We start from the raw sequence: 26,212 nt of genomic DNA on the forward strand, positions 1-26,212 counted from the left end.
TAACGATATTGTCCAGACTCGCTGAATTTCGTAAAGCAGAACAGGACCTTCAAGAGCGGCTCAAGCAGCTGGAAAAGCTGAAGAATGATGCCGGGCTCAAGAAAGAAATCGAATTCGAAGAGAAGCTCCAGGGACTGATGAAAACCTACGGCAAGAGCCTGCGCGACGTCATCGCGATTCTCGACCCGAACCCGGCCAAGGGGGGCCTGCCATCGACCAAGCCTGTCAAAACCCGCCGTGCGCGAGTGGTCAAGGTGTACCAGAACCCGCACACAGGTGAACTGATCGAAACCAAAGGCGGCAACCATCGAGGCCTGAAAGCCTGGAAAGAACAGTACGGTGCAAAAACCGTTGACGCCTGGTTGCGCAGCTGAGAAAACTGGCCGAATGAAAAAAACCCTGAGCCTGCTCAGGGTTTTTTATGGGGCAGGATTTCTGGATTAAGTAGTTCTAATACCGAGGGCTTTATAGTTTCAGGCTATTTCGTACCGACTGTATTTCATCCTGGTTTTCTACAAACTCCTGAGCCTGCCCCGCATAGGACAGCACATTAGCCCTGCCCTCCTTTAGTGCAGCGACGAGTGTCTGAGATAACACGTGCCGACCGTTTTGCGTGATCGTGCAAGTGGTCTCCAGTGCGGCAACGTCGCCCAACATCGAAGAATGAATCTTATTACAGACACTTTGATAACCGCTCTGATAAAAGTCCTTTTGAATTGATTTGCGCATTTCCAGTAACACGCCTTGCAAGTTGACTTGATGACCCGGCTCGATGGGCGTCGTGGTCAGTTCCATGACCATCACCGCCGTGCCCGCTGAATCACTCTTTGTCGCCCGTTGCCGGGTCGTTCCCGGCGCTGCCGACGAGGTGCCAGCATCAGAGGGCAATGGTTCGATGACCCAGCCTGGGGGCCAGGCGACCTGCGGTTCGGCGGCCTGGACAGCGACATTTGCCATCGCGGCCAGCAGCAGGACAAACAGCGAAAGGAACGGTCGAATCATTGCATTGCACTCAAGGACGATTCGTAAAGTCTGAAGCCCGCCGCCCAGGCAAGCAATAGCCAGAGGCGTTTGGCGATGCCGCGCCCCTTGCGTATCATGGGTGCACCTGCAAGGAAGCCGTTTAGCGCAAGCCCAGGACCGTCGCAGCAAAGTTGCGATGCCGTTTGCCCCACTTATTTTCCGGAGGGCCCATGAGCCTGCACGAACTCAACACTTTCCCTGGCGTCACCGCCCAACCCGATACCGCCACGGCCAAATTCGTCTTCAACCACACCATGCTGCGGGTCAAGGACATCACCAAGTCCCTGGATTTCTACACCCGGGTGTTGGGTTTTTCCCTGGTGGAAAAACGCGATTTCCCGGAAGCCGAATTCAGCCTGTACTTCCTCGCCTTGGTGGACAAGAGCCAGATTCCGGCCGACGCTGCACAGCGCACCGAATGGATGAAATCCATCCCCGGCATCCTGGAGCTGACCCACAACCACGGCACCGAAAGCGACCCGGCGTTCGCCTACCACAACGGCAACACTGACCCACGCGGGTTCGGCCACATCTGCATCTCGGTCCCGGACATCGTGGCCGCTTGCGAGCGCTTCGAAGCGTTGGGCTGCGACTTCCAGAAGCGCCTGAACGACGGTCGCATGAAAAGCCTGGCATTCATCAAGGACCCGGATGGCTACTGGGTTGAAATCATCCAGCCTGCGCCGCTGTAAGCGCCACCGTAGGGTGTGTGGGCAATAAAAATCCCACAGCCCCCTGTGGGAGCGAGCCTGCTCGCGATAGCGGCAGCGCATGACAGTCTGCTATCGCGAGCAGGCTCGCTCCCACAGGGTAATGCGTGATCCAAAAAACAAAACCCCATGAGCACTGGGCTCATGGGGTTTTGTTTTTCCCGCTATCGGCTATCTGTTTACGCCGGCGCGGAGGTACGGATCAGGTGGTCAAAGGCGCTCAACGAAGCCTTGGCCCCCTCGCCTACGGCGATCACGATCTGCTTGTACGGAACAGTCGTCACGTCACCGGCGGCGAACACACCCGGGATCGAGGTTTCACCGCGGGCATCGACAATGATCTCGCCGCGTGGCGACAGCTCGACGGTGCCTTTGAGCCAATCGGTGTTAGGCAACAGACCGATCTGCACGAAGATCCCTTCCAGCGCCACGTCCCGTACTTCACCGCTTGGGCGGTCTTTGTAACGCAAGCCATTGACCTTCTGGCCATCGCCCGTCACTTCGGTGGTCTGGGCGTTGGTGATCACGGTCACGTTCGGCAGGCTGTGCAGTTTGCGCTGCAATACCGCGTCGGCACGCAATTGCACGTCGAACTCCAACAAAGTGACGTGGGCTACGATACCGGCCAGGTCAATGGCCGCTTCCACGCCGGAGTTACCGCCGCCGATCACTGCCACGCGTTTGCCTTTGAACAGCGGGCCGTCGCAGTGCGGGCAGTACGCCACGCCCTTGTTGCGGTATTGCTGCTCGCCCGGCACGTTCATTTCGCGCCAGCGCGCACCGGTCGCCAGAATCACGGTCTTGGCCTTGAGGCTCGCACCACTGGCGAATTTGATTTCGTGCAGCGCGCCATCCTTGCCTGGCACCAATGCATCGGCGCGTTGCAGGTTCATGATGTCCACGTCGTACTGCTTGACGTGCTCTTCCAGGGCGACGGCCAATTTCGGCCCTTCGGTTTCCTGCACCGAGATGAAGTTCTCGATGGCCATGGTGTCGAGCACCTGACCGCCGAAGCGCTCAGCCGCGACACCGGTGCGGATGCCCTTGCGGGCCGCATAGATGGCCGCCGACGCGCCGGCTGGGCCACCGCCCACCACCAGCACATCAAAAGCCTGCTTGGCGCTGATCTTCTCAGCCTGGCGCTCGATACCACTGGTGTCGATCTTGGCGAGGATTTCTTCCAGGCCCATGCGGCCCTGGCCAAAGTTCACGCCATTGAGATAAACACTCGGCACGGCCATGATCTGGCGTTCGTCGACCTCGGCCTGGAACAGCGCGCCGTCGATGGCGACGTGGCGGATATTCGGGTTCAGCACCGCCATCAGGTTCAGCGCCTGGACCACGTCCGGGCAGTTCTGGCAGGACAGCGAGAAATAGGTCTCGAAGTTGAACTCGCCTTCAAGGGAGCGAATCTGTTCGATGACTTCGACACTGGCCTTGGAAGGATGACCGCCGACTTGCAGCAAGGCCAACACCAGCGAAGTGAATTCGTGGCCCATGGGGATACCGGCAAAACGCAAGCTGATATCGGCTCCTGGGCGATTCAACGAAAACGAAGGCTTACGCGCATCGGTGCCGTTGTCGAGCAAGGTAATCTGGTCACACAGACTGGCAACGTCTTTGAGTAACGCGAGCATTTCCTGGGATTTCGCACCGTCGTCGAGGGAGGCGACGATCTCGATCGGCTGGGTGACCCGTTCCAGGTATGACTTCAACTGAGCTTTAAGATTGGCGTCCAACATACGGGCGATTTCCATTTTTTGAATTTCAGAAAAAACAACGCCCGAGCGAATCTCGCCCGGGCGTTTTTTGGGGCGAAGCGGCTTGCTTGATTAAGAGCGGATCGCCCTCGGATGACTCACAGACTTAGATCTTGCCGACCAGGTCCAGGGACGGAGCCAGAGTGGCCTCGCCTTCTTTCCACTTGGCTGGGCAGACTTCGCCCGGGTGAGCAGCAACGTACTGAGCAGCCTTGACCTTGCGCAGCAGCTCGGAAGCGTCACGGCCTACACCACCGTCGTTGATTTCAACGATCTTGATCTGACCTTCAGGGTTGATCACGAAAGTACCGCGGTCAGCCAGGCCAACTTCTTCGATCAGCACGTCGAAGTTGCGGGAGATGACGTGGGTCGGGTCACCGATCATGGTGTACTGGATCTTGCCAATGGCTGGCGAGGTGTTGTGCCAGGCAGCGTGAGCAAAGTGAGTGTCGGTGGAGACGCTGTAGATTTCGACACCCAGCTTCTTGAATTCAGCGTAGTTGTCGGCCAGGTCTTCCAGCTCGGTTGGGCAAACGAAGGTGAAGTCGGCCGGGTAGAAGAACACCACGGACCACTTGCCTTTCAGATCGGCATCCGAAACCTGGACGAATTCGCCGTTTTTGAAAGCGGTAGCGTTGAACGGTTTAACTTGGCTGTTGATGATAGGCATCGATGACTCTCCGTCAGGGGTTGAAAAGTTGATGGGGTGAATCTTAACCACTCATCCCCCGGCAGGCTCATTGGCAAACCTGATGTGAATGATTGGTTTTGGCTATCAGCCGCTTAATAGATAGAAGAAAACCTAATATGGCGAGCGGGCTCGCTCGCCATAGGTGAGTCCCAAGGATCAGGACGCTACGGGAGTTCGCATCGTGACGAATTCCTCGGCGGCAGTCGGGTGTACGCCGATGGTCTCGTCGAAATCACGCTTGGTGGCGCCAGCCTTGAGCGCGATGGCAAGCCCCTGGACGATTTCCCCGGCATCCGGCCCGACCATGTGGCAGCCCAGCACTTTGTCCGTGCGGGCATCCACCACCAGCTTCATCAGCGTGCGCTCCTGGCAGTCGGTGAGGGTCAGTTTCATCGGGCGGAAGCGGCTTTCGAACACCTGGACTTCCTTCCCCTCCTCCCTGGCTTGCTCTTCAGTCAGGCCGACCGTGCCAATATTCGGCAAGCTGAACACAGCCGTGGGGATCATCCGGTAATCCACCAGGCGATATTGCTCGGGCTTGAACAGTCGCCGCGCCACCGCCATGCCCTCAGCCAGGGCGACGGGGGTGAGTTGTACGCGACCGATGACATCGCCGATGGCCAGGATCGACGGCTCGGCGGTCTCGTACTTTTCGTTGACTTTGACGAAGCCCTTCTCGTCCAGCGTGACGCCGGTGTGTTCAAGGCCGAGATTGTCGAGCATCGGCCGCCGGCCGGTGGCGTAGAACACGCAATCGGTGGCCAGTATGCGGCCATCCTTGAGCTCTACCTCCAGGCTGCCATCGTCCAGTTTTTCGATGCGTTTGATGTCCGCGTTGAATTGCAGATCCATGCCTCGACGGCTCAGTTCTTCGGCCAGATGCTTGCGTACGGCGCCATCAAAGCCGCGCAGGAACAGCTCACCGCGATACAGCAACGACGTCTGCGCGCCCATGCCATGGAAGATTCCGGCGAACTCCACGGCAATGTAGCCACCGCCCACCACGATGACGCGCTTGGGCAGTTCCTTGAGGAAAAACGCCTCGTTGGAGCTGATCGCGTGCTCACGGCCCGGAATGTCCGGTATCACCGGCCAGCCGCCCGTGGCGATCATGATGTGTTCGGCGGTGTAGCGCTGGCCGTTGATCTCGACCTCATGGGGCCCGGTGAGCCTGGCGTGGCCCTCGTGCAACACCACGCCGCTGTTGACCAGCAGGTTGCGGTATATCCCGTTGAGGCGATTGATTTCCCGATCCTTGTTGGCAATCAGCGTGGCCCAGTCGAAACTCGCTTCTCCCGTCGTCCAGCCATAGGCCGACGCTTGCTCGAGGTCCTCGGCATAATGCGCACCGTAGACCAGCAGTTTCTTCGGCACACACCCCACGTTCACGCAGGTACCGCCCAGGTAGCGGCTCTCCGCCACGGCCACCTTGGCCCCGAAACCGGCCGCGAACCGCGCAGCCCGCACACCGCCGGAACCGGCGCCAATCACATACAAGTCAAAATCGTAGGCCATTTTCTATCTCCTTCGGCAGGCCATCAGCATACCTGCTGTTTTCACGCGAGGCAGCGTTGCGATGGTTATGGGGGCGGGAAATGAAAAATCCAGGCGAGATGGGTAACACCGATCACTTGAGCCAGAACCTGTGGGAGCGAGCCTGCTCGCGATAGCGGTGGGTCAGTTTGTGGTGATGCTGGATGTGCCGGCGTCATCGCGAGCAGGCTCGCTCCCACAGGGGTTTTGTTGGAGTGAGAGCATTTTCCAGACAAAAAAAACGCCCCGAACCAGTCGGGGCGTTTTTCAAGGTGCGGCGCAGGCGATCAGTACGCCTTACCCGTCTTGTAGAAGTTCTCGAAGCAGAAGTTGGTCGCGTCGATGTAGCCTTCGGCGCCACCGCAGTCGAAACGCTTGCCTTTGAATTTGTAGGCCATGACGCAGCCGTTCTGGGCCTGCTTCATCAGGGCGTCGGTGATCTGGATTTCACCGCCCTTGCCTGGCTCGGTCTGTTCGATCAGGTCGAAGATGTCCGGGGTCAGGATGTAGCGACCGATGATCGCCAGGTTCGACGGTGCATCTTCAGGCTTTGGTTTTTCAACCATGCTGTGGACGCGGTAGATGTCGTCGCGGATCATTTCGCCGGCGATTACGCCGTACTTGTTGGTTTCCTGCGGATCGACTTCCTGGATAGCCACGATGGAGCAGCGGAACTGTTTGTACAGCTTGACCATCTGGGTCAACACGCCGTCGCCTTCGAGGTTGACGCACAGGTCGTCCGCCAGGACCACGGCGAAAGGTTCGTCACCAATCAGTGGGCGACCGGTCAGGATCGCGTGGCCCAGGCCTTTCATTTCGGTCTGGCGGGTGTAGGAGAACGAACATTCGTCCAGCAGTTTGCGGATGCCGACCAGGTACTTCTCTTTGTCGGTGCCCTTGATCTGGTTTTCCAGCTCGTAGCTGATGTCGAAATGGTCTTCCAGGGCGCGCTTGCCGCGGCCAGTGACGATGGAGATTTCCGTCAAGCCCGCAGCAAGGGCCTCTTCGACGCCGTACTGGATCAGTGGCTTGTTCACCACCGGCAGCATTTCTTTGGGCATGGCTTTAGTCGCTGGCAGGAAGCGAGTACCGTAACCGGCTGCTGGGAACAAGCATTTCTTGATCATATAAGTCCTTGAAAAGGCGGTGTGTACGAGTTTCGGCGCAGTCTAATCAGGCCATAGGCACCTTACAATGCCCAAGCTGGCCAACCGATGCCATCATAGAGAAATAAAAAATGGCGGATAGTTCAATCATCTTTCATTGCGATGGCCAGGCGGTCTCACTGTACGCTCATGGGCGCTGTTTGCGAGCATTTGACGTATCATGGCGCTCTTGATCCCGCCAATGAGGCAGTTAGATGTCGGCAACAAAAAACGCAAACGGTTATTCGGTCAGCCAGGACAAAGACGGTCAGTGGTGGATCATAAACTACCACGGTGAACAGGTCGCCGGCCCCTTGCCCAGCAAAGCGATGGCGGTGGAAGTGGCCGCCGTGTTTCAGGACGAGCGCGCTGCCCCGGCAACCAAAGAGCGTGAAACGGCTCCAGCGCGCAGCCCCCGTCGTAAAAAGTAACGAGACAAGCCTCAAGTAAATGTCGCCTGGACATGGAACGGGGCTTTGTTTATCTGTACCGAAATGGCCATTCGCTATAACCTCGCGCCAGCCCCTTCCTTCTCGATGACGATTCCATGAAAAAATTTCTGGCGCTGTTTGCAGTCCTGGCCCTGGCGGGCTGTGCCACAGCCGAAAAAACCTACCTGAACACCGGCGAACAAGGCCTGACCATCGATTGCTCGGGCGAAGCGAACTCCTGGGCCACCTGTTATGAAAAGGCTGACGCCTCCTGTGCCGGCACCGGCTACCGCATCGTGGGTACCGATGGCACGCCGCAAGCCAAGGAAAGCGACAAGACCCTGGGTGTGGATGTCGGCAACTTCACCAGCCGCAGCGTCCTGGTGGTGTGTAAATAAACCCGTGGTCTGACTCTCAGATGTGGATCTCGGCGAACTTGATCCCCAGGCCGCGGATGATCTCGATCAGGTCATCGAGGCGGCTGAAGGATTCAACTTCGTCCTGGTCGTCCACCAGAAAAAAGCTGCGTCCTGCGCTTTTCTTGAAAAAGACGATCCACTCCCCCGGGGTCGCCGGGTTCTGAATCACATGGGTGGCGCAGATAAGACCTTCTGCATGGCGCTCACGCACCTGCTCGCGCTTCATCGACTGACTCCATAAATGACAATGCCGCCAACGTCGACCGTGGCGGCATTTATTGTCGAGGGCAGCAGTTTATCCGATGCCCGGCCTGCTCGTCAGGCCGAGCCCGGGCTCAACCGGAAATGCAGGCGTTGGCCGCATCCTGCACATCACCCGGACGCACGGGCACGTTGGACAGGCTTTCGTGCAGCTTGATGCTGCTGCCACTGGAGCGCTCGTCAATGTCGAACACCGCCGCCGGCAGCGTCGACAACTTGCCGGGGACGATCAAGCGCACGCCATTCTTGTGAGGTTCCATTTGCAGCGGACCACGGGTGCTGGCCAGCTTGTCAGCGACGCACTTGGCATATTCCTGAGGTTTCTTTCCGGAGATGACATTCATGGTGGGCGGCGTCTGGTTGATGTCCGATACCGATGCACATCCACTCATGGCCAATGCCAACACCCACACGCTGCGCTTCATATGATTCCTCCGATAAAGATCCTCCGACAATGCAAACGCTGCTTTTCTCCAGCGTCCTGCGTCTTTTTTTGCGCATCCTGCGATAAATGAACAAAGCGTGGGGCGCAGGCCGGATATTAGCATCCGGTGCTGATAAACTGCGCAGCATTGACCTTGCTATCGTTTTGATTTGGTAGAAAAAGCCCTTCTGGAGGCGCCCATGAAATTCATACACCAGCGCGAACACCTCAACGAAGACGATATCGTCGTCATCGAATGCTCTCAAATGTGCAACATCCGCTTGATGAACGACGCCAACTTCCGCAGCTTCAAGAACGGCGGCCGGCACACTTATCACGGCGGCGCGTTCGACACGTTCCCGGCCAGGATCACCGCACCGAGCACCGGTTTCTGGAACATCACCATCGACACCGTCAACCGCCGTGCCATCAGCGTCACGCGCAAGCCGACCCTGACCCACAAAATCAAAATCATCCGGCGTTCCAGCTCGAAACTGAGCTGAGCATCGCCCTTCAAGACAGGCAAAACCGTGGCCCAGACAACCAAATACGTCATCAATTACAAGCTCAACGGCGAACGCCGCTTCGAATTCGCGCAACTGGAGACCGGCACAGTGGACGAAGCCATGGCAGCGCTGCAGGCGATGCATGGCCAGACCGATGATGTGATCAGCGATGTCAAAGTCAGCAAAGCGCTTTAACAAGCTGCGCTCCCCCGGTGTATGTGGCGAGGGGATTTATCGAAACGTCGCACCGCCCCGCTCGGCTGCGCAGCAGGTCTGGGGCCGCTTCGCGGCCCAACGGGGATAAATCCCCTCGCCACAGAACGTCCTTATGACGCTTGCTCCCCCCGGCAGCGCATCAGACGTAAAACCGCAAGCGCCCTCACCCCATTTGCGACCTTAGCGAGCAGTACCGGTAAGCTTCACGAGGGTATCGACGGTGATCCCACCCTCTGGGATCTCATTGCCTTTGGAGTCCTCTATCCGGGTGATGACCGGTTCAACATCGGGAGCGCCCTGGCCAATGACGGTCGCAAATGCGGTTCTTGAAGAACCCACCAACGGAATACCCCTGAACACCCTGTACGACGCTTGCACCGAACTCCCGGCAATGACCTTGTCGTTAGGGACCTCCAGAATGCACACCTGCTTCTGCCCGAAACCATCCGTTTCAACGGTGCCCGACACCGGCACCGTGATATTCGGTTGGCCCGCTACCCTCACCACGTATGTCCCCTCGATCGAGTCTCCGGGCAGAATACGCGGGTCGGCGGTCAAGACCACGAACAGCAAAGGATTGGTACCCAGTTTGTCGAGATCGATGATGCTCGGGTCATCACCGGTATCGGTGAGAACTTCCCGCAGGATCGGCATCGGCAGCCTGCTGCCGGCCTGGTCCACGTCCACGAGCTGTTCGGCCGAATACGGTGAATTGAGATCGGGGGTGTTGCCCAGCTGGTCGGTAACCGTGAAGGAGAATACAAATTCGGGATGGTCAGCGCCCAGGTCGGCGCTGGTGACATCGAAACAAATCGTGGTCGGTGTCGGCGAGCCATGGTCCGGCGGCTCGGGCGCCTCGGTTTCCAGTACCCTGCGAGTCAGCTCCTTGCCGTTGCAATTGAGGCGAATGGTGTCGTAGGCCCGGCAATACGGGTAACTCACGCACACCGTCGCCCTGGTGAAGCCCGGGCCTACACCATTCTTGATTTCGTCCGGTAGCAACAACACCAGCTCGGAATGCCCAGGCTCGCCCGGCGACCGATCCACGTTACCGGGGCGGATCAGGTTGTACAACAGCTCCAGTGGAGGCGTGGAGGTTTCAGGGGCTCCGCCACGACTTGCCACGGTGTAAGTCAGTCGATTGACCGCGTTATGCAACAGAAACCCGGGTGGGAGATGCAACTCGACCGAGTCATGGGGGCCCTGCGTGTATCCGCTGTCCAGATCCTCGATGCCGTTCAAGTTGAGCGAAATCCTCTCGCCGCCCACTTGACCGACCAAAGCATCAACCACCACTTTGCAACCGCGGGGTGCTTCATCATAAATACGTTTGGGAATGCCGAAATCGCCGCCTACGACGGGATCCGTGGCATCGGGCAGCAAAGGGTCGTCCAGTACTCTGGGTTGGACGGCGGGTGTTGATGAATCGGTCATGATCGGATTCCCCTTGTTCTGAAGCACTGGACTGTGGGGTTATCAGACCTCCGAAATATGGGTGCTGGCTACTGTCAGAACTAACAGGTATGCATAGATTTAAGACGAACGGATGAACCGCCTGATCGACACGAAACAAACGCTATTTCGCTCTAATGCCAAAGCCATCCGCCCGACTATTACCCAACACATATTCAAGTGCCATTTCCGCGCCTGTCTCGGTTTGGATACCGTACATATAGGCAATGCCCCACGTAGTCGATGACCATGTCCAATTGGGACTGACGCCGGGGAGACCGTTGTAGTCCAGCCTCATTCGATGCCATTCATCGCGTGTCGGAATCCGTCCCCCTTGAGCGCTCGCCGCAGCGCTACACTGCTTATAGGTGCCATTAATGCCCGTCCCGAAGGCCACGAACACATTGGATACAGCAACCGGATAGGACGCGTGCTCACCGTTCTTATCCACGGCGTAAATGATGGCTGCACCGTTGCCAAAGGAAGTGACTTTTCCGGTATTCACATCAACATGGGCAATATTAGGAGCGCTTGAGCTGTATTGATAAGGAGGCACGCCGCCGGTGGGCTGGCGATAACCATATGCGCCCTCGTAAGGATTGGGCGGCACGGCTCCCGTACTGCTCAAGAAGGTCCAGGTGGACAGGACCATCTGTGTCGGATCTATCGTTATGGGTCTCACTACGGTGAAGCCTTTTACCGCCGACTCCTGACCGCTACCGTAGAGGGCCTTGGCCTTCAGGCTATAGGCCTTGGCGTCCAGCCCGGTAAGCGTGGTGTCCCAAGTTGTAGTGTTGGCGGGAATATCAACAGCATCGCCAATAGCGCTATTACCGTCCATCAACTGAATCTGCTGGCCTTTGCTGCCCGTACCGGTAACGGTCACGCTGGTCTCGGTCGTTGTCCCGTCAACCACAGTCCCCTTGGAGTCGGTGATATCGATGAGGGTTGGCGCAACCACCTCCACCGTCTTGATCGCATAAGTCCGGAGCGGGAAGACAGCGGCGCCATCTTCCACGGTGGAACCGTTGAACTGGACCTTGAGCTCCACCGTCAACCCAGTGTTATCCCCCAGTAATTCCAGATCCGCGCGCGCCAGCGTTCTGGAAAGTCCAACAGTCAGCTCCGGATCACCAACGGGCCACGCTGTGTAAAGGGTGATGACATGATCATCACCATTGGTCTTTTTGCCGCGGCAGCTCAACCAGACTTTCTGCCCAAGCGCGATACCCGGCCAGGCGATAGCCTTGACCGTTGCATCACCGGAAAAAGTGCCCAGATCAAGCGTCATGCCACTGCCATTGTTCTCGGCTTGCTGGATATACGGTTTATGCTGATCGGTCAGGGTAATGACATTAAAGGTTCGCGCCGCTGACACAGGCTCGCTGCCGTATTTGGCTTGGGCAGTAAAACTGTGAGCACCGGGCGCCACGCTAATGGGAGTAGTGGTCCAGGTGCCATTGGTGGCGGTGAACGTACCCTTGGAGTCGCCATTATCGGATATTTCAACAGTGGAGTCCGCGGCGATGCTGCCGTCGTTGGGAGCTTCAGATGGGGGACGAGTCATGGCGAACTCCGGTCAGGATTAACGATAACGTTATTGGGCACCGTGAAAAGGGAATTGGCTACTGTCAGAAGTTACAGGTGGCAATGAAAAAAGAGGTCACTGGTCGGATGCAAGCCTGTGCTTGGCTTCCGCGCAAGATCGCCAGCCCCTTCGACAGACATTGACCGCAAGCCCCGGAGTGGCGACCGCCCGGGCGCTTGCCAGACTGCTCCTTCCTCTCTGCCAAGGTTGCGATCATGCCCCCTACCCCGCACACACTCTCGCTGGCCCAGCGCGTAAACACCCTCGACTGGCCCTCCCTGGAACAAAACCTCGACCAGGACGGCAGCGCAATCATCCGCAACCTGCTTACGGCCGAGCAATGCAGGATGCTCAGTGGCCTATACGCCGAACCCAACCTTTTCCGTTCGAAGGTGATCATGGCCCGCCACGGATTCGGGCGCGGGGAGTATCAGTATTTTCGCTATCCGCTGCCCGATGTCGTCGAGCAATTGCGACAGTCGTTGTACCCGGCGCTGGTGCCGCTGGCCAATCGCTGGAACGAATGCATGGGCCTTGAGGTGCGCTACCCCTACGAGCATCCGGCTTTCATTGAACGCTGTCACACCGCCGGGCAACGGCGTCCTACGCCGTTGTTGCTGCAATACGGCCCGCAGGACTACAACTGCCTGCATCAGGACCTGTACGGCGAGCACGTATTCCCGTTGCAGGTGGCGATTCTGCTGTCGGAACCGGGCCAGGACTTTACCGGCGGCGAGTTCGTTCTCACGGAGCAGCGTCCGCGCATGCAGTCACGTGCGCAGGTTATCGATCTGAAACAGGGCGATGCGCTGGTATTTGCCGTGCATCAACGGCCGGTCAAAGGCGTTCGCGGTTATTATCGGGTGAACATGCGCCATGGCGTCAGCCGCGTGCACAGCGGTAGCCGGCATACACTTGGAATCATTTTTCATGATGCGCAGTGACGACACCCCTATCACGCTGGACCTGTTCGCCGACGAGACGCCGACGACACCCGGCCTGACCGAACAGATCGGCGAGCAAGCGTTTGTGTTGCGCGGTTTCGCCCTGCCCTGGCTCGAACGTTTGCTGCCGGCCCTGGAAGCGGTGTTGCTGGCCGCGCCGTTCCGGCAGATGGTCACGCCTGGCGGTTTTACCATGTCAGTGGCCTTGAGCAGTTGCGGCGCGCTGGGCTGGACCACCGACCGCACTGGCTATCGCTACACGGCCCATGACCCACAGACCGGCGACCCCTGGCCCGACATGCCAGCGGTGTTCCGCGAACTGGCCCAGGCCGCCGCCCGACAGGCCCACTTCGAGCACTTCGAGCCCGACGCCTGCCTGATCAACCGTTACGTGCCCGGCGCGCGAATGTCGCTGCATCAGGACAAGAACGAACGCTGCCTCAGCGCCCCCATCGTCTCCATGTCCCTGGGCTTGCCGGCAGTCTTCCAGTTCGGCGGGTTCGAGCGCAGCGACAAAAGTCTGCGCGTTCCACTGTTCCACGGCGACATCGTGGTCTGGGGCGCCGTGGACCGGTTGCGTTATCACGGCGTGCTGCCGCTCAAGCAAGGCCAGCATCCGAAGCTGGGCGCCCAGCGGATCAACCTGACGTTCCGCACCGCCGGGTAACCGTGCAGAATTCAACCGCAAGACCCGGAGTGTTGCCATCTCACAGGCTCGCTACCTTAGCCAAAACGGGCCAATGGACATAACGACCATGAACAGCACTTCGAACACCCTCACCGCTGAACAGGATCCTCGCTGGGCCGCCGTGCTCGCCCGGGATCCGCGCGCCGACGGGCAATTCGTCTATGGCGTGAAAACCACCGGCATCTATTGCCATCCCAGCAGCCTGTCGCGCCTGCCCAATCCGCGGAACGTGGAATTTTTCGACACGCCGGAACAGGCCCAGGCGGCGGGGTATCGTCCCAGCAAGCGAGTGGCCAGGGACCAGACCCAGCTCGCCGCCCAACAAGCGGCCCGGGTCGCGGCCGCCTGCCGACAGATCGAGGCTGCCGAAGAACTGCCTGGGCTCAATGAACTGGCGCAAAGCGCAGGCTTGAGTCCCTTCCACTTCCACCGGGTGTTCAAGGCCGTCACCGGCCTGACGCCCAAGGGTTATGCCGCCGCCCACCGCTCGCGCAAGGTGCGCGAACGCCTGAGCGATGGTGGATCGATCACCCAAGCGCTGTACGACGCCGGCTTCAATTCCAACAGCCGCTTTTATGAAGCCGCCGACAAAGTGCTGGGCATGAAACCCGCCGATTATCGCGCCGCCGGGCAGAACACCGACATTCGTTTCGCCGTCGGCCAATGTTCCCTCGGGGCGATTCTGGTGGCACAAAGCGAACGCGGTGTGTGCGCGATCCTGCTGGGGGACGATCCGGACGCGCTGGTGCGGGACCTGCAAGACAAGTTTCGCCGCGCCAACCTGATCGGTGCCGACCGCGAATTCGAGCAATTGATCGCCCAGGTGGTGGGCTTTATCGAGGCACCGGCCCTGGGCCTGGACCTGCCGCTGGACCTGCAAGGCACGGCTTTCCAGGAACGGGTCTGGCAGGCCCTGCGGGATATTCCGCCGGGCAGCACCGCCAGCTATGCCGAGATCGCCCAGCGCATCGGCATGCCTAAAGCCGTGCGCGCCGTGGCCCAGGCCTGCGGGGCCAACAGCCTGGCGGTGGCGATCCCTTGCCACCGGGTGGTGCGCAGCGACGGCAACCTGTCAGGCTATCGCTGGGGCGTGGAGCGCAAGCGTCAGTTGCTGGCGCTGGAGCGCTCGTCCGCGGACTGAACGCCGATGTAGATCGCCACCGAGTCGGGGCCGCTGTAGACCTCGAAATCGGTGGTGAAGCGGCGCAACGTCTGCGGGTTGTCCGCGAAATATGCCCAGATCAGGCCCCAGGTCTGGATCACGCAATCGGGCATCGGTCCCTTGGCCGAAAACACCAGGTAATCCCCACCTTCGATGTCCACGGCGGGGTAGCCTGCGCTGGTCGCATCCACCTGCACCCCGGCCGTCACATCAAAGTAGCCGGTGGCGTCGGATTCATAGTTGGAATAGACCCCGTAGACAAACGATTCCGACTGCCTGGCGGGGATCTTGTCGAACAACCCTTCGTTGAAGAATTGCTGCCACATCGGGCCGATCCGTGCCGTGTCGGACTGCTGTTCGTCAGCGTTGCGCGTGTGTACCTGCAGGCCGGCCACGGTAAAGGGTTCGACTGCCTTGAGTTTGACGTCCATGGGTCAGGCTCCTTGAGAAATGAAGCGCGCATGGTAACCCGCTGGCCGTCGGGATCAAGTTGCCGCATCCGATTGAAAAACTCGACTGGCCCTGGCCGGGCCACACCTGCTAAAAACGCTATTTTCCTCTGCCGTCGGAGACCCGTACATGAGCCAGTGGCCAGACACTCGCATTCTTGACCTGCTTGGCATCGAGCTACCCATCATCCAGGGGCCGATGGCCGGAGTGACGGGGCCGGCCATGGTGATCGCTGCCTGCAATGCCGGCGGGCTGGGTTCGATGCCGGCGGCGATGCTGGATGTCGAGCAGTTGCGCCAGGCGCTGACGACGATCAGCGAACAGACCGACAAGCCGTTCAACGTGAATTTTTTCTGTCACCAGCCACCCGTGCTCGACGAGCCGCGCGCCGAGGCCTGGAAGCAGCACCTCAAGCCCTACTACGAAGAACTGGGCGCTGACTTCGACGCGCCGACGCCGGTGTCCAACCGCACGCCGTTCGATGATGCAGCCTGCCGGGTGCTGGAGCAGATGCGTCCTGAAGTGGTCAGCTTCCACTTCGGCCTGCCGGAGAAGTCCCTGCTGGATCGGGTGAAAGCCACCGGTGCTAAAGTCCTGTCGTCGGCCACCACCGTCGAGGAAGCCATCTGGCTGGAACAGCACGGTTGTGACGCAATCATCGCCATGGGCTATGAAGCCGGCGGCCATCGCGGGATGTTCCTCAGCGACGACCTCAACACCCAGGTCGGCCTGTTTGCCTTGCTGCCCCAGGTGGTGGATGCGGTGAGCGTGCCGGTGATCGCTGCGGGCGGTATTGGCGATGCGCGGGGTATCGTCGCAGCGTTTGCTCTGGGCGCATCGGCGGTGCAACTGGGCAGCGCCTATCTGTTCACCCCCGAGGCGAAGATCAGCGCGGCCCATCACCGGGCGCTGCGCACGGCCAAGGAAAGCCAAACCGCAGTCACCAACCTGTTCACCGGCCGCCCGGCCCGGGGCATCGTCAACCGGGTGATGCGCGAGATCGGGCCGATGAGTCCGATAGCGCCGGCATTCCCCCTGGCTGGCGGTGCGTTGCTGCCGTTGCGCGCCAAGGATGAAGCAGACTTCAGCAACCTGTGGGCCGGCCAGGCATTCCCCCTGGGTCGGGAGTTGTCGACCGCGGAGCTGACCCGACAACTGGCCCAGGAGGCGCTGGCCCAACTGAACGGCCGTGGGCGGTCCTGACGGTCGTCATCGCGAGCAGGCTCGCTCCCACAGGGGATCCGTGGCGAACACACATCTTGCTGCCACACCAGAACCCATGTGGGAGCGAGCTTGCTCGCGATGGCGGCAGCCCTCTCACGCCAACGTCCGCAAAATGCCGCATTCCGTTTATCGGCCATTCGCTATATATTTCCGTATATAGCGAAACCGACCTTTCGGAGCCTTTATGTACCTCACCCGCTTCGCGCCGTTGCTGCTGACTACACTCTTTTGCGTTGGCGCCGTCCAGGCCGATGAGGTGCAGGTGGCCGTGGCGTCCAATTTCACCGCACCGGTCCAGGCCATCGCCGCAGGCTTCGAGAAAGACACTGGCCACAAGCTGGTGGCGGCCTATGGCGCGACCGGGCAGTTCTACACCCAGATCAAGAACGGCGCACCGTTCGAAGTCTTCCTCGCCGCCGACGACACCACCCCGGCCAGGCTCGAAAGCGAAGGCGACACCGTGAAGGGTTCGCGCTTCACCTATGCGGTCGGCACGCTGGCGCTGTGGTCGGCCAAGGACGGTTATGTCGACAGCCAGGGCCAGGTGCTCAAGGACAACGGCTTCCAGCACCTGTCCATCGCCAACCCGAAAACCGCGCCCTACGGTTTGGCCGCCACCCAAGTGCTGGACAAACTGGGGTTGACCGGGCAAGTCAAAGGCAAGCTCGTCGAGGGCCAGAACATCACCCAGGCTTATCAGTTCGTTTCAACCGGCAACGCAGAACTCGGCTTCGTGGCCTTGTCCCAGGTGTACAAGGACGGCAAGGTGGCCAGCGGTTCGGCATGGATCGTCCCCGCCGAGCTGCATGACCCGATCAAACAGGACGCGGTGATCCTCAACAAAGGGCGAAACAACGCCGCCGCCTCGGCGTTCATGGATTACCTCAGAGGCCCGAAAGCCACCGCCATCATCCAAGCCTACGGTTATCAACCCTAAATGCCACTGACCAGTGCCGACTACGCCGCCATTTGGTTGACCCTGAAACTGGCCTCGCTGACCACGGTGATCCTGCTGCTGATCGGCACGCCCATCGCCCTGTGGCTGTCACGTACCCAGTCCTGGCTACGCGGGCCGGTGGGCGCGGTGGTGGCCCTGCCATTGGTGCTGCCGCCCACGGTGATCGGCTTTTACCTGTTGCTCGCCCTGGGCCCCAACGGCTGGATCGGCCAATTCACCCAGGCCGTCGGGCTGGGCACCCTCACCTTCAGTTTCACCGGGCTGGTGATCGGCTCGGTGATCTACTCCATGCCGTTTGTGGTGCAGCCATTGCAGAACGCATTCTCCGCCATCGGCAGTCGTCCCCTGGAAGTGGCGGCCACTTTGCGGGCGGGTCCCTGGGATACGTTTTTCAGTGTCATCCTGCCCTTGGCCCGCCCCGGTTTCATCACTGCGGCAATCCTCGGCTTCGCCCATACCGTCGGCGAATTCGGCGTGGTGCTGATGATCGGCGGCAATATCCCCGAAAAGACCCGGGTGGTGTCGGTGCAGATCTACGACCATGTCGAAGCCCTGGAGTACGCCCAGGCTCATTGGCTGGCGGCGGCAATGCTGGTGTTTTCATTTCTTGTGCTGCTGGCGTTGTATTCCAGCCGCCGAACCCGGGCCGGCTGGAGCTGATCGATGATTCAAGCGCGTTTTCAGCTCGACCATGGAGACTTCTCCCTGGACCTGGATGTGCAACTGCCGGGCCGTGGCGTGACCGCGCTGTACGGCCAGTCCGGTTCCGGCAAGACCACCTGCCTGCGCTGCATCGCCGGGCTGGAACGGCCGACCCGGGGTTTCATCGAGGTCAACGGCGAAGTCTGGCAGGACAGCGAGCGCGGGGTGTTCGTGCCGCCCCATCAACGGGCGCTGGGGTACGTGTTCCAGGAAGCGAGCCTGTTCGCGCATCTGTCCGTGCAGGCCAATCTGGCGTTCGGCCTCAAGCGCATCGCGCCGGCGCAACGACGGGTGGACATGGACCAGGCCACCGAACTGTTGGGCATCGGTCACTTGCTCGATCGACAGCCACACAACCTGTCCGGCGGTGAACGCCAGCGGGTCGGCATCGCCCGAGCCCTGTTGACCAGCCCGCGACTGCTGCTGATGGACGAGCCCCTGGCCGCCCTGGATACCCGGCGCAAGAACGAAATCCTGCCTTACCTGCAACGCCTGCACGATGAGCTAGACATCCCTGTGCTGTACGTCAGCCACTCGCAGGACGAAGTGGCGCGCCTGGCCGACCACATCGTGCTGCTGGAGGCCGGTCGTGTGCTGGCCAGCGGGCCGATTGGCGAAACACTGGCGCGACTCGACCTGCCACTGGCGTTGGGCGATGACGCGGGCGTGGTGGTCCAGGGCAAGGTCAGCGGGTATGACGCGGCCTATCAATTGCTGTCGTTGACACTGCCCGACAGCCTCTTGAACGTGCGTGTCGCCCACACGCCTCTGGCCATCGGACAGCCGCTGCGCTTCAAGGTCCAGGCGCGTGACGTCAGCCTCAGCCTGGCGAACGATGCCCAGACCAGCATCCTCAACCGTTTGCCCGTTACCGTGGTCAGCGAACTGGCCGCCGACAACGCCGCCCATGTGTTGATTCGGCTGGAGGCTGCCGGGACACCGCTGTTGGCGCGCATCACCCGTTACTCCCGGGATCAGCTGAAGCTTCATCCGGGACAGTTGCTGTGGGCGCAGATCAAGGCGGTGGCGGTGTTGGCGTAGGGTATCGCCCCAGAGAGATCCCTTGTGGGAGCGAGCCTGCTCGCGATGGCGGTGGTTCAGTCAACATGGGTGTGAACTGATCTGACGCTATCGCGAGCAAGCTCGCTCCCACAGGTCCGGCGGTCCAACCCTGATTCGTGGGTGTTGCGGGCCACCTCAGAAACTTGGCACGACCGTCACAGGCTGCGGTCAATCAATCACAGGCCCCGGATTTGCTGCCAAGGATTCTTCCATGCCCGACACCCTGCCGCCGGATGCGCTGCCGGCCGATCTGCATTATGTCGATGACACCGCCCCTGGCATCTCCCGCAAAAAGTTGCGGGGCAAGTTCTGCTATTTCGATCCTCAGGGCCAGCGGATCACCGATGCGGCCGAAATCCAGCGCATCAACGCCTTGGCCGTACCGCCGGCCTACACCGATGTATGGATCTGCACCGACCCGCGCGGCCATCTCCAGGCCACCGGTCGGGACGCTCGTGGGCGTAAGCAGTACCGCTATCACCCACGCTGGCGGGAAGTGCGCGATGCCGACAAATACTCCCGAATGCTGGAGTTCGGCCGTACCCTGCCGCGCTTGCGCAAACGCCTGGAGCAGATCCTGGCCACGCCCGGATTCAGCCGCGACAAGGTCATGGCCACGGTTATCACGTTGCTGGACGTGACCCTGATCCGGGTCGGCAACACCCAGTATGCCCGGGACAACCGCTCCTACGGCCTGACCACCCTGCGCAGCAAGCATGTGGAGGTCAACGGCAGCGCAATTGCCTTCCAATTCCGTGGCAAGAGCGGCGTCGAACACCAGATCACCGTGAAAGACCGGCGTCTGGCGCGGATCATCAAGCGTTGCCAGGAGATTCCCGGGCAGAACCTGTTTCAGTACCTGGACGACAATGGCGACCGCCACTCCGTCAGCTCGTCCGATATCAACGCCTACCTCAAGAGCCTCACCGGCGCGGACTTCACCGCCAAGGACTACCGCACCTGGGCCGGCAGCGCGGCGGCTCTGGCGGGGCTGCGACTGCTGTGCTGGGAAACCGAGAGCGAGGCAAAAAAACACCTCGCCGAGATGGTCAGGCAGGTTGCCCGGCAACTGGGCAATACCCCCTCCGTCTGTCGTAAATGCTACATCCATCCCGCCGTGGTGGAGGGTTTCCTGCTGGGTTCGCTGAGTGAGCTGCCCAACCCCCGGGTCCGCAAAGGCCTCAGCGAGGAGGAAGCTGCGCTGGCGATGTTCCTGCAACGCATGGCCCAAACTGCCGAAGCGTGCTGAACCCGGCGAACCACACCTGCGCGAACGCCAACATCCGGCCTCAGACGAGGAACATCCGCGCACCTGCGAACTCCCAACTGTACGGCGCCACCGCTGCGCAGACCGTTCAACGGGAAGTCGACAGGAGTTTGAAATGTCCGAACACATTGTCCATTTTCATTGCCAGATCGATCAGGGAACGACCGAGCGCTTCCGGGACAACTGCCTGGAAGCCATTGAAAAAGGCGCCGACTCACTGATGCTCAACCTCTCGACGATCGGTGGCAGTACCAACTTCGGCTTTACCCTCTACACCTTCATCAAATCCCTTCCGGTGCCGGTGCGTGCCGTGAATGCCGGCAATATCGAGTCCATGGGCATCATCATGTACCTGGCCGCCAGCGACCGCACCACCACGCCTCACTCGCGTTTTCTGATTCACCCGATGAACTGGTATTTCGGCCAGAAGTCGGTGGATCACTCGCGTTTGCGGGAATACCTGTCCAGCCTGGACAACGACGTGGCGCGGTACGTGGAAATCTACGTCAAGGAAACCGCGGGCGCCGCCACTCAGTTGGACATTTTCAAATGTCTTTGCGCCGAAGAACGGGTCATCCCGGCCGAAAACTCTTTGGCCTTCGGCATTGCGCACCGGGTCGAGCAAGTGGTTTTCCCGGCGGATGCCAAGCATTGGAAAATCAGTGGTGGCGAGGACCAGTGACCCCGTGCGGTCAGTGCGTGCCGTTCGTCATCTGACGAAGCGTTCTCATTAAACTTTTGCCGGCCATTATCTTTCACAAATTATGCGAGGCTCGTTGCTCGCGTAACCAAAATGAGGATGCTCGAAATGGCCAGTAGCGGAAACAAAAACCAAGGCAACTTCGCACATGATCGGGAAAAAGCATCGGAAGCCGGCAAGAAAGGCGGCCATGCGTCGGGCGGCAACGTTGCCAATGATCGTCAGAAAGGCTCTGAAGCGGGCCGCAAAGGAACTGACCGCAACCAAGGCGCGGGCAGAAAATCGTAACCTGGAAAATCGCTGGGGCGCACGCCTGCTGCGCCCCGGCGCTTAATCTGTCATTGCCCTGAGGCGTCGATCAGCGTCCGCTATAAGCCTTTTTCACCGTGTCGATCCAGATCGGGTCCAGCCGAGCTTGCTCGCTGTCGAGATTGAGCGCCTGCATCCTTGTCAGATGCTCATCAGCCTCGCGGGCGAGTGAGCCCTGGGCGCTGGAGTTGGCGTCCAGTTGATGCATCTGCGTCAATCCCAGATGATAAAACCGTAGCAGCTTCATGGCCGCCACGTCCTGGGCCTGCACACCGGCCTTCACCTGGTGCATCACATTGGTGATGCTCATCAGGCTGCGCTTGAGCTGCCAGCCGTACACCGCCGCGGCCATCCACGGCTGCGACCAGAAATACAGACGCATCAAGGCGACCATCACCAACACCGCGGCAATCACCCCGCCGAGATTGAAGCGAAAATTATCCCCCCCGGGTGTGCCGAACAGCATCACCGAAAGGCTGGACAACAGCATCGCCAGTGCCAGGAACGTCACGGCGACGATGAGGGTACTGCGTCGGGTCTGGCGTCGGTAGACTTCGGCGTCCCACGGCTTGAGCTCGAACATCGCGGTGCAATTTCCTTGTGCGGGGTAAAAAAAGTCCCGCATTATCGCCTGCCCGGTGGATTTAGCTATGCTGGAGCTCATTTTGTGTTGCAACCGACCCGAAGGATCCGGATCAAAGTCCATGGCGATACCGCAAGGATCGTGCGATCTTTCTGCGTGGACGTTTTTTTCAAGATGCCGTCGTTGTGAGTACGGCATCGTTTTCAAGGAAAGCTGAATGAATCAAAGACATGTAATCAACGCCTCGGTCAGCCCGAAGGGCAGCCTGGAGACTTTGTCCCAGCGTGAAGTCCAGCAACTGAGTGAGGCCGGTTCCGGCAGTATCTATACCCTCTTCCGCCAGTGCGCCCTGGCCATTCTCAACACCGGCGCCCATGTCGATAACGCCAAGACCATCCTGGAAGCCTACAAGGACTTCGAGATCCGTATTCACCAGCAAGACCGCGGCGTACGCCTGGAACTGCTGAACGCCCCGGCCGACGCCTTCGTCGATGGCGAGATGATCGCCAGCACCCGCGAGATGCTGTTCAGCGCCCTGCGCGACATCGTCTACACCGAGAACGAACTGGACAGCCAGCGCATCGACCTCAGCTCCTCCCAGGGCATCAGCGACTACGTCTTCCACCTGCTGCGCAACGCCCGCACATTGCGCCCTGGGGTGGAGCCAAAAATTGTCGTGTGCTGGGGCGGCCACTCGATCAACACCGAAGAATACAAATACACCAAGAAAGTCGGCCACGAACTGGGCCTGCGCAGCCTGGACATCTGCACCGGCTGCGGCCCGGGCGTGATGAAAGGCCCGATGAAAGGCGCCACCATCGCCCATGCCAAACAGCGCATCCACGGCGGCCGTTACCTGGGCCTGACGGAGCCCGGCATCATCGCCGCCGAAGCGCCGAACCCGATCGTCAATGAGCTGGTGATCCTGCCGGACATCGAGAAGCGCCTGGAAGCTTTTGTGCGCGTGGGCCACGGCATCATCATCTTCCCGGGCGGCGCCGGTACGGCGGAAGAGTTCCTCTACTTGCTGGGTATCCTGATGCACCCGGCCAACCAGGACCTGCCCTTCCCGGTTGTTCTGACCGGGCCCAAGAGCGCCGCGCCGTACCTTGATCAACTGCATGCCTTTGTCGGTGCGACCCTGGGCGAGGCTGCGCAGAAGCACTACCAGATCATCATCGACGACCCTGCCGAAGTGGCGCGCCAGATGACCCAAGGGCTCAAGGCGGTCAAACAGTTCCGCCGCGAACGCAACGACGCTTTCCACTTCAACTGGTTGCTGAAAATCGACGAAGGCTTCCAGCGCCCGTTCGACCCGACCCACGCCAACATGGCCAGCCTGGGCCTGAGGCGCGACCTGCCCGCCCACGAACTGGCCGCCAACTTGCGCCGGGCGTTCTCGGGGATCGTGGCCGGTAACGTCAAGGACAAGGGTATCCGCCTGATAGAAGAACACGGTCCTTACGAGATCCACGGCGATGCCGCCATCATGGAACCCCTCGACCGGCTGCTCCAGGCCTTCGTCGCCCAGCACCGCATGAAACTGCCGGGCGGCGCGGCGTATGAACCGTGCTATCGCGTGGTGACCTGACTGATTCAACGATCACCACAGATCCAACTGTGGGAGCGAGCCTGCTCGCGATGGCGGCGGATCAGATTGCATCAATGCTGAATGTGCCGACGCTATCGCGAGCAGGCTCGCTCCCACAGGGGGTCTGCTGCGATCACAGCGTCGGGTTCAGTCGCATCCGTCCGGCCTCATCCACCTCAAGGCCAAGCCCACGGTAATCCTTGATCAGCGGATGGGGGGTGGCCACCGGATGCGTATGCGTCGCCGTCACCACCCACACATCCGCTCCCGCCGCCTCGCCGGCCTTGATACCCGCTTCGGCATCCTCGAACACCAGGCAGTCCTGGGGGGCGACTTGCAAGCGCTCCGCTGCCAGTCGATAACAGGCCGGATTGGGTTTGCCGTCGCTCACATCCTCGGCGGTGACCATCACCGCCGGACGTGGAATGCCGGCCGCTTCCATGCGCCGCAAGGCCAGCGCCATGGGCGCCGAGGTGACGATGGCCCACTGCAGGGGCGGCAGGCTGTTGAGAAATGCTGCAGCACCGGGCACCGGCACCACACCTTCCACGTCTTCGATTTCCTCGCGGGTAATCTGCTCGGCCTCGGCCAGGGCATCTACCCCTGGCAGGCGCTGGCGGGCAATGGTGTCGATGGCGCGCACGCCGTGGATGGTCGGCAGAAAGCTCGCCACCTCCACACCGTGACGAAGGGCCCAGCGCGTCCAGATCCGCTCGGCCGCGGCGATGGAATTGAGCAGCGTGCCGTCCATGTCGAAGAGGAAGGCGCGATAGGAAACACTGGAGGGCGGGCGGGCAGACATCGAAATCCTCGGTGATGGCGGTAGGAGAATGCCGGCCACTGTAACATCGCCAGGCACCGAATCCCTGTGGGAGCGAGCCTGCTCGCGATGGCGGTGAGTCAGCGCGCATCGATGCCGAATGTGCCGACGCTATCGCGAGCAGGCTCGCTCCCACAGGTTTTTTGTTGTGTCAGAAAGCGCAGAGCTACACCAACCGCTCAATCCGCTGATGCTGCCAGACCATCTTGTAGTACAGGGTCTGCAACACCAGCATGCTCAAGTAAGCCACCGGAAACGCCATCCATACCCCTTGCAGGCCGAACTGCGCGTCCAGCAGGTAGGCCACTGGCAGCTGAACGCCGACGATGCAGAAGATCGAAATCGCCACCGGCATCAGCACCGTGCCGCTGGCGCGCATGATGCCGCCGACCACCGCCTGGAAGCCGAAGACCAGCAGGCTCCAGAGCATGATGTGCAGCAGGTGTTCGGCCTGGATTCGCGCCGCCGGGTCGGTGATGAACAGCCCCAGCAGCCAGTGAGACAACAGATACCCCGAGACCACCAGCCCACCAGTGAGCCAGACGTTGATCAACAGCCCGGTGCGCAGGATCGGCCCCAGACGCTCCAGACGCCCGGCACCGATGGCCTGGGCGCCGAGGATCGAGGCGGTGATGGCAATCGACAGCGCCGGGAACTGCACGTAATTGACGATCTGCGTCACCGCGCCATAGGCGGCCGTGGCCTGGGATCCGTGGCCATTGACCAGCGCCAGGATCACCAGTTCCGACAGCGAGATCACCACCATCTGCAACCCCGTGGGCAGGCCGATGCGCAGCACCTTGCCGAGGATGTCCATGTCCAGGCGCATCGCCGCGAACAACGCCCGGTCCGGCGCCAGGGCGTGCTCGCGACGGTTCAGGCGCCACGCGAGCATGACCATGGCCGACGCCGTACCCACCAGCCCCGCCAGCGCCGCGCTCTCGATGCCCATCTGCGGCAGCCCCAGCCAGCCGCGAATCAGCGCCGGCGTCAGCAGCAGCCCGACGCTGGTGGACACCAGCAAGGCCAGCATGGGCGACAGCGTATCGCTCACCCCGCGCAGCAACTGGGTAAACACCACGAACACCAGCAGTATCGGCAGGATCCACATCATCACCCGGGCATAGGACACCGCGTCCTCTAGCACATCGGCCGGCGTCCCCAGCCCCTGCAGCGCCTGGCGCGCGAACACGGTGCCGAGCACCGCCGCCACCAGCCCGATGATCGCCGCCAGCAGCAACGTGGTGCCGGCAATCGCCTTCACCGTGCCGGTTTCCCCGGCGCCGTAAGCCTGCCCGATCAACACCCCTGCTCCCGCGCCCAGGCCAATCACCAGCGCGATAAAGAAAAACAGGATGGGAAACATGCCTGATACCGCCGCCAATGCCTGGGTGCCGAGCATCTGGCCGATGTAGATGCTATTGAGCGTGCCGGACATCGATTGCAGGAAATTGGACAGGACCATGGGGGCCAGGAACAGGAGGTAGATTTTCCAGAGAGGCTGGGTGGGCATGAGGGCTCGTGATGGCAGGTTCAAAATCCGATGCGGGGTAATTTAGCTTATTCCCGGATGGTGGTGAGGGAATCTGTGGG

30 protein-coding genes are annotated in these 26,212 nt (G+C 60.5%); 17 read left to right on the top strand and 13 right to left on the bottom strand.

Annotated elements, in window-relative coordinates; all coding sequences use genetic code 11:
- The first annotated feature begins 8 nt into the window (after nt 1-8).
- Nucleotides 9-374 carry a histone-like nucleoid-structuring protein, MvaT/MvaU family gene (locus tag PSEUDOMOFG3G_RS15870; RefSeq protein WP_047227632.1) on the top strand — a complete coding sequence of 122 codons (366 nt, stop codon included), beginning with the start codon at nt 9-11 and terminating at the stop codon, nt 372-374.
- Between the two features lie 91 nt (nt 375-465).
- On the opposite strand, the gene PSEUDOMOFG3G_RS15875 is transcribed toward PSEUDOMOFG3G_RS15870, so the two are convergent.
- A complete protein-coding gene (locus PSEUDOMOFG3G_RS15875) occupies nt 466-1,002 on the bottom strand; it encodes a DUF4946 domain-containing protein (RefSeq protein WP_047227633.1) in 537 nt (178 codons plus the stop codon).
- A 191-nt stretch (nt 1,003-1,193) separates the two neighbouring features.
- Between PSEUDOMOFG3G_RS15875 and gloA the strand changes: the two genes are divergently transcribed.
- Nucleotides 1,194-1,715: a lactoylglutathione lyase gene (gene gloA, locus PSEUDOMOFG3G_RS15880; protein ID WP_047227634.1), complete on the top strand. Its 522-nt coding sequence runs from the start codon at nt 1,194-1,196 to the stop codon at nt 1,713-1,715.
- A 197-nt stretch (nt 1,716-1,912) separates the two neighbouring features.
- Here the strand turns inward: gloA and ahpF are convergent, their stop codons facing one another.
- The 4 genes from ahpF to galU all read right to left on the bottom strand — a co-directional run bounded on the left by ahpF (nt 1,913) and on the right by galU (nt 6,844).
- Entirely contained in the window at nt 1,913-3,475 is a 1,563-nt protein-coding gene (ahpF, locus tag PSEUDOMOFG3G_RS15885) for an alkyl hydroperoxide reductase subunit F (RefSeq protein ID WP_076385334.1), read from the bottom strand.
- Between the two features lie 124 nt (nt 3,476-3,599).
- On the bottom strand, nt 3,600-4,163 hold the full coding sequence (gene ahpC / locus PSEUDOMOFG3G_RS15890; protein WP_047227636.1) for an alkyl hydroperoxide reductase subunit C: 564 nt from the start codon (nt 4,161-4,163) through the stop codon (nt 3,600-3,602).
- 177 nt (nt 4,164-4,340) lie between these two features.
- The gene (gene gorA / locus PSEUDOMOFG3G_RS15895) at nt 4,341-5,699 is read right to left on the bottom strand and encodes a glutathione-disulfide reductase (protein ID WP_139050580.1); all 1,359 of its coding nucleotides are present in this window, start codon (nt 5,697-5,699) and stop codon (nt 4,341-4,343) included.
- Between the two features lie 305 nt (nt 5,700-6,004).
- Nucleotides 6,005-6,844: a UTP--glucose-1-phosphate uridylyltransferase GalU gene (gene galU, locus PSEUDOMOFG3G_RS15900; RefSeq protein WP_047227638.1), complete on the bottom strand. Its 840-nt coding sequence runs from the start codon at nt 6,842-6,844 to the stop codon at nt 6,005-6,007.
- A 233-nt stretch (nt 6,845-7,077) separates the two neighbouring features.
- Here galU and PSEUDOMOFG3G_RS15905 point away from each other — a divergent pair, with 233 nt between their 5' ends.
- Together PSEUDOMOFG3G_RS15905 and PSEUDOMOFG3G_RS15910 are read left to right on the top strand one after the other, a co-directional pair.
- Nucleotides 7,078-7,293, top strand: a complete 216-nt coding sequence (locus PSEUDOMOFG3G_RS15905; protein ID WP_047227639.1) for a hypothetical protein — start codon at nt 7,078-7,080, stop codon at nt 7,291-7,293.
- 116 nt (nt 7,294-7,409) lie between these two features.
- Nucleotides 7,410-7,691, top strand: a complete 282-nt coding sequence (locus PSEUDOMOFG3G_RS15910) for a hypothetical protein (RefSeq protein ID WP_047227640.1) — start codon at nt 7,410-7,412, stop codon at nt 7,689-7,691.
- 16 nt (nt 7,692-7,707) lie between these two features.
- Here PSEUDOMOFG3G_RS15910 and PSEUDOMOFG3G_RS15915 read toward each other — a convergent pair whose 3' ends face one another.
- Together PSEUDOMOFG3G_RS15915 and PSEUDOMOFG3G_RS15920 are read right to left on the bottom strand one after the other, a co-directional pair.
- The gene (locus tag PSEUDOMOFG3G_RS15915) at nt 7,708-7,938 is read right to left on the bottom strand and encodes a hypothetical protein (protein WP_047227641.1); all 231 of its coding nucleotides are present in this window, start codon (nt 7,936-7,938) and stop codon (nt 7,708-7,710) included.
- Nucleotides 7,939-8,047: 109 nt separating this feature from the next.
- Entirely contained in the window at nt 8,048-8,398 is a 351-nt protein-coding gene (locus tag PSEUDOMOFG3G_RS15920; protein ID WP_139050581.1) for a hypothetical protein, read from the bottom strand.
- Nucleotides 8,399-8,597: 199 nt separating this feature from the next.
- Between PSEUDOMOFG3G_RS15920 and PSEUDOMOFG3G_RS15925 the strand changes: the two genes are divergently transcribed.
- Nucleotides 8,598-8,900: a DUF1883 domain-containing protein gene (locus PSEUDOMOFG3G_RS15925; RefSeq protein WP_003182962.1), complete on the top strand. Its 303-nt coding sequence runs from the start codon at nt 8,598-8,600 to the stop codon at nt 8,898-8,900.
- Between the two features lie 27 nt (nt 8,901-8,927).
- On the top strand, nt 8,928-9,098 hold the full coding sequence (locus PSEUDOMOFG3G_RS15930; protein ID WP_171061392.1) for a hypothetical protein: 171 nt from the start codon (nt 8,928-8,930) through the stop codon (nt 9,096-9,098).
- 201 nt (nt 9,099-9,299) lie between these two features.
- On the opposite strand, the gene PSEUDOMOFG3G_RS15935 is transcribed toward PSEUDOMOFG3G_RS15930, so the two are convergent.
- Both PSEUDOMOFG3G_RS15935 and PSEUDOMOFG3G_RS15940 read right to left on the bottom strand, forming a co-directional pair.
- Complete coding sequence (locus PSEUDOMOFG3G_RS15935) at nt 9,300-10,553, bottom strand: hypothetical protein (RefSeq protein WP_139050582.1); 1,254 nt, start codon at nt 10,551-10,553, stop codon at nt 9,300-9,302.
- Nucleotides 10,554-10,695: 142 nt separating this feature from the next.
- The gene (locus PSEUDOMOFG3G_RS15940) at nt 10,696-12,138 is read right to left on the bottom strand and encodes a hypothetical protein (RefSeq protein WP_139050583.1); all 1,443 of its coding nucleotides are present in this window, start codon (nt 12,136-12,138) and stop codon (nt 10,696-10,698) included.
- 236 nt (nt 12,139-12,374) lie between these two features.
- On the opposite strand from PSEUDOMOFG3G_RS15940, the gene PSEUDOMOFG3G_RS15945 reads away from it, so the two are divergent.
- The 3 genes from PSEUDOMOFG3G_RS15945 to ada all read left to right on the top strand — a co-directional run bounded on the left by PSEUDOMOFG3G_RS15945 (nt 12,375) and on the right by ada (nt 14,932).
- Nucleotides 12,375-13,103 (top strand): 2OG-Fe(II) oxygenase, encoded by a 729-nt coding sequence (locus PSEUDOMOFG3G_RS15945; protein ID WP_139050584.1) that lies wholly within the window; start codon nt 12,375-12,377, stop codon nt 13,101-13,103.
- Nucleotides 13,090-13,770, top strand: a complete 681-nt coding sequence (gene alkB, locus PSEUDOMOFG3G_RS15950) for a DNA oxidative demethylase AlkB (protein ID WP_373685086.1) — start codon at nt 13,090-13,092, stop codon at nt 13,768-13,770. Before PSEUDOMOFG3G_RS15945 ends, alkB begins: the two co-directional genes overlap by 14 nt.
- Before the next feature lie 88 nt (nt 13,771-13,858).
- Nucleotides 13,859-14,932: a bifunctional DNA-binding transcriptional regulator/O6-methylguanine-DNA methyltransferase Ada gene (ada, locus tag PSEUDOMOFG3G_RS15955; RefSeq protein WP_047227644.1), complete on the top strand. Its 1,074-nt coding sequence runs from the start codon at nt 13,859-13,861 to the stop codon at nt 14,930-14,932.
- Here the strand turns inward: ada and PSEUDOMOFG3G_RS15960 are convergent.
- On the bottom strand, nt 14,896-15,384 hold the full coding sequence (locus tag PSEUDOMOFG3G_RS15960) for a GyrI-like domain-containing protein (protein ID WP_047227645.1): 489 nt from the start codon (nt 15,382-15,384) through the stop codon (nt 14,896-14,898). The two genes, ada and PSEUDOMOFG3G_RS15960, sit on opposite strands and share 37 nt — an antisense overlap.
- A 148-nt stretch (nt 15,385-15,532) precedes the next feature.
- Here PSEUDOMOFG3G_RS15960 and PSEUDOMOFG3G_RS15965 point away from each other — a divergent pair, with 148 nt between their 5' ends.
- The 7 genes from PSEUDOMOFG3G_RS15965 to PSEUDOMOFG3G_RS15995 all read left to right on the top strand — a co-directional run bounded on the left by PSEUDOMOFG3G_RS15965 (nt 15,533) and on the right by PSEUDOMOFG3G_RS15995 (nt 21,604).
- Nucleotides 15,533-16,606: a nitronate monooxygenase family protein gene (locus PSEUDOMOFG3G_RS15965; protein WP_139050585.1), complete on the top strand. Its 1,074-nt coding sequence runs from the start codon at nt 15,533-15,535 to the stop codon at nt 16,604-16,606.
- A 205-nt stretch (nt 16,607-16,811) separates the two neighbouring features.
- Nucleotides 16,812-17,564 (top strand): molybdate ABC transporter substrate-binding protein, encoded by a 753-nt coding sequence (gene modA, locus PSEUDOMOFG3G_RS15970; protein WP_139050586.1) that lies wholly within the window; start codon nt 16,812-16,814, stop codon nt 17,562-17,564.
- Nucleotides 17,565-18,245, top strand: coding sequence for a molybdate ABC transporter permease subunit (modB, locus tag PSEUDOMOFG3G_RS15975; RefSeq protein WP_047227648.1), 681 nt, complete (start codon nt 17,565-17,567; stop codon nt 18,243-18,245).
- A gap of 3 nt (nt 18,246-18,248) precedes the next feature.
- Complete coding sequence (modC, locus tag PSEUDOMOFG3G_RS15980) at nt 18,249-19,328, top strand: molybdenum ABC transporter ATP-binding protein (protein WP_047227649.1); 1,080 nt, start codon at nt 18,249-18,251, stop codon at nt 19,326-19,328.
- Between the two features lie 232 nt (nt 19,329-19,560).
- Nucleotides 19,561-20,598: a DNA topoisomerase IB gene (locus tag PSEUDOMOFG3G_RS15985; protein WP_139050587.1), complete on the top strand. Its 1,038-nt coding sequence runs from the start codon at nt 19,561-19,563 to the stop codon at nt 20,596-20,598.
- 133 nt (nt 20,599-20,731) lie between these two features.
- On the top strand, nt 20,732-21,298 hold the full coding sequence (locus PSEUDOMOFG3G_RS15990) for an ATP-dependent Clp protease proteolytic subunit (RefSeq protein ID WP_139050588.1): 567 nt from the start codon (nt 20,732-20,734) through the stop codon (nt 21,296-21,298).
- 126 nt (nt 21,299-21,424) lie between these two features.
- A complete protein-coding gene (locus PSEUDOMOFG3G_RS15995; RefSeq protein WP_139050589.1) occupies nt 21,425-21,604 on the top strand; it encodes a general stress protein in 180 nt (59 codons plus the stop codon).
- A gap of 70 nt (nt 21,605-21,674) precedes the next feature.
- Here PSEUDOMOFG3G_RS15995 and PSEUDOMOFG3G_RS16000 read toward each other — a convergent pair whose 3' ends face one another.
- Entirely contained in the window at nt 21,675-22,208 is a 534-nt protein-coding gene (locus PSEUDOMOFG3G_RS16000) for a DUF3087 family protein (RefSeq protein ID WP_139050590.1), read from the bottom strand.
- Between the two features lie 217 nt (nt 22,209-22,425).
- On the opposite strand from PSEUDOMOFG3G_RS16000, the gene ppnN reads away from it, so the two are divergent.
- Nucleotides 22,426-23,799: a nucleotide 5'-monophosphate nucleosidase PpnN gene (gene ppnN, locus PSEUDOMOFG3G_RS16005; RefSeq protein WP_047227654.1), complete on the top strand. Its 1,374-nt coding sequence runs from the start codon at nt 22,426-22,428 to the stop codon at nt 23,797-23,799.
- Between the two features lie 133 nt (nt 23,800-23,932).
- On the opposite strand, the gene PSEUDOMOFG3G_RS16010 is transcribed toward ppnN, so the two are convergent.
- Nucleotides 23,933-24,601, bottom strand: coding sequence for an HAD family hydrolase (locus PSEUDOMOFG3G_RS16010; protein ID WP_139050591.1), 669 nt, complete (start codon nt 24,599-24,601; stop codon nt 23,933-23,935).
- A gap of 184 nt (nt 24,602-24,785) precedes the next feature.
- On the bottom strand, nt 24,786-26,132 hold the full coding sequence (locus PSEUDOMOFG3G_RS16015; protein WP_139050592.1) for an MATE family efflux transporter: 1,347 nt from the start codon (nt 26,130-26,132) through the stop codon (nt 24,786-24,788).
- Nucleotides 26,133-26,212 lie beyond the last annotated feature (80 nt).

The organism is Pseudomonas sp. FG-3G (assembly GCF_901007645.1).
Classification (GTDB): Bacteria; Pseudomonadota; Gammaproteobacteria; order Pseudomonadales; family Pseudomonadaceae; genus Aquipseudomonas; species Aquipseudomonas rhizophila.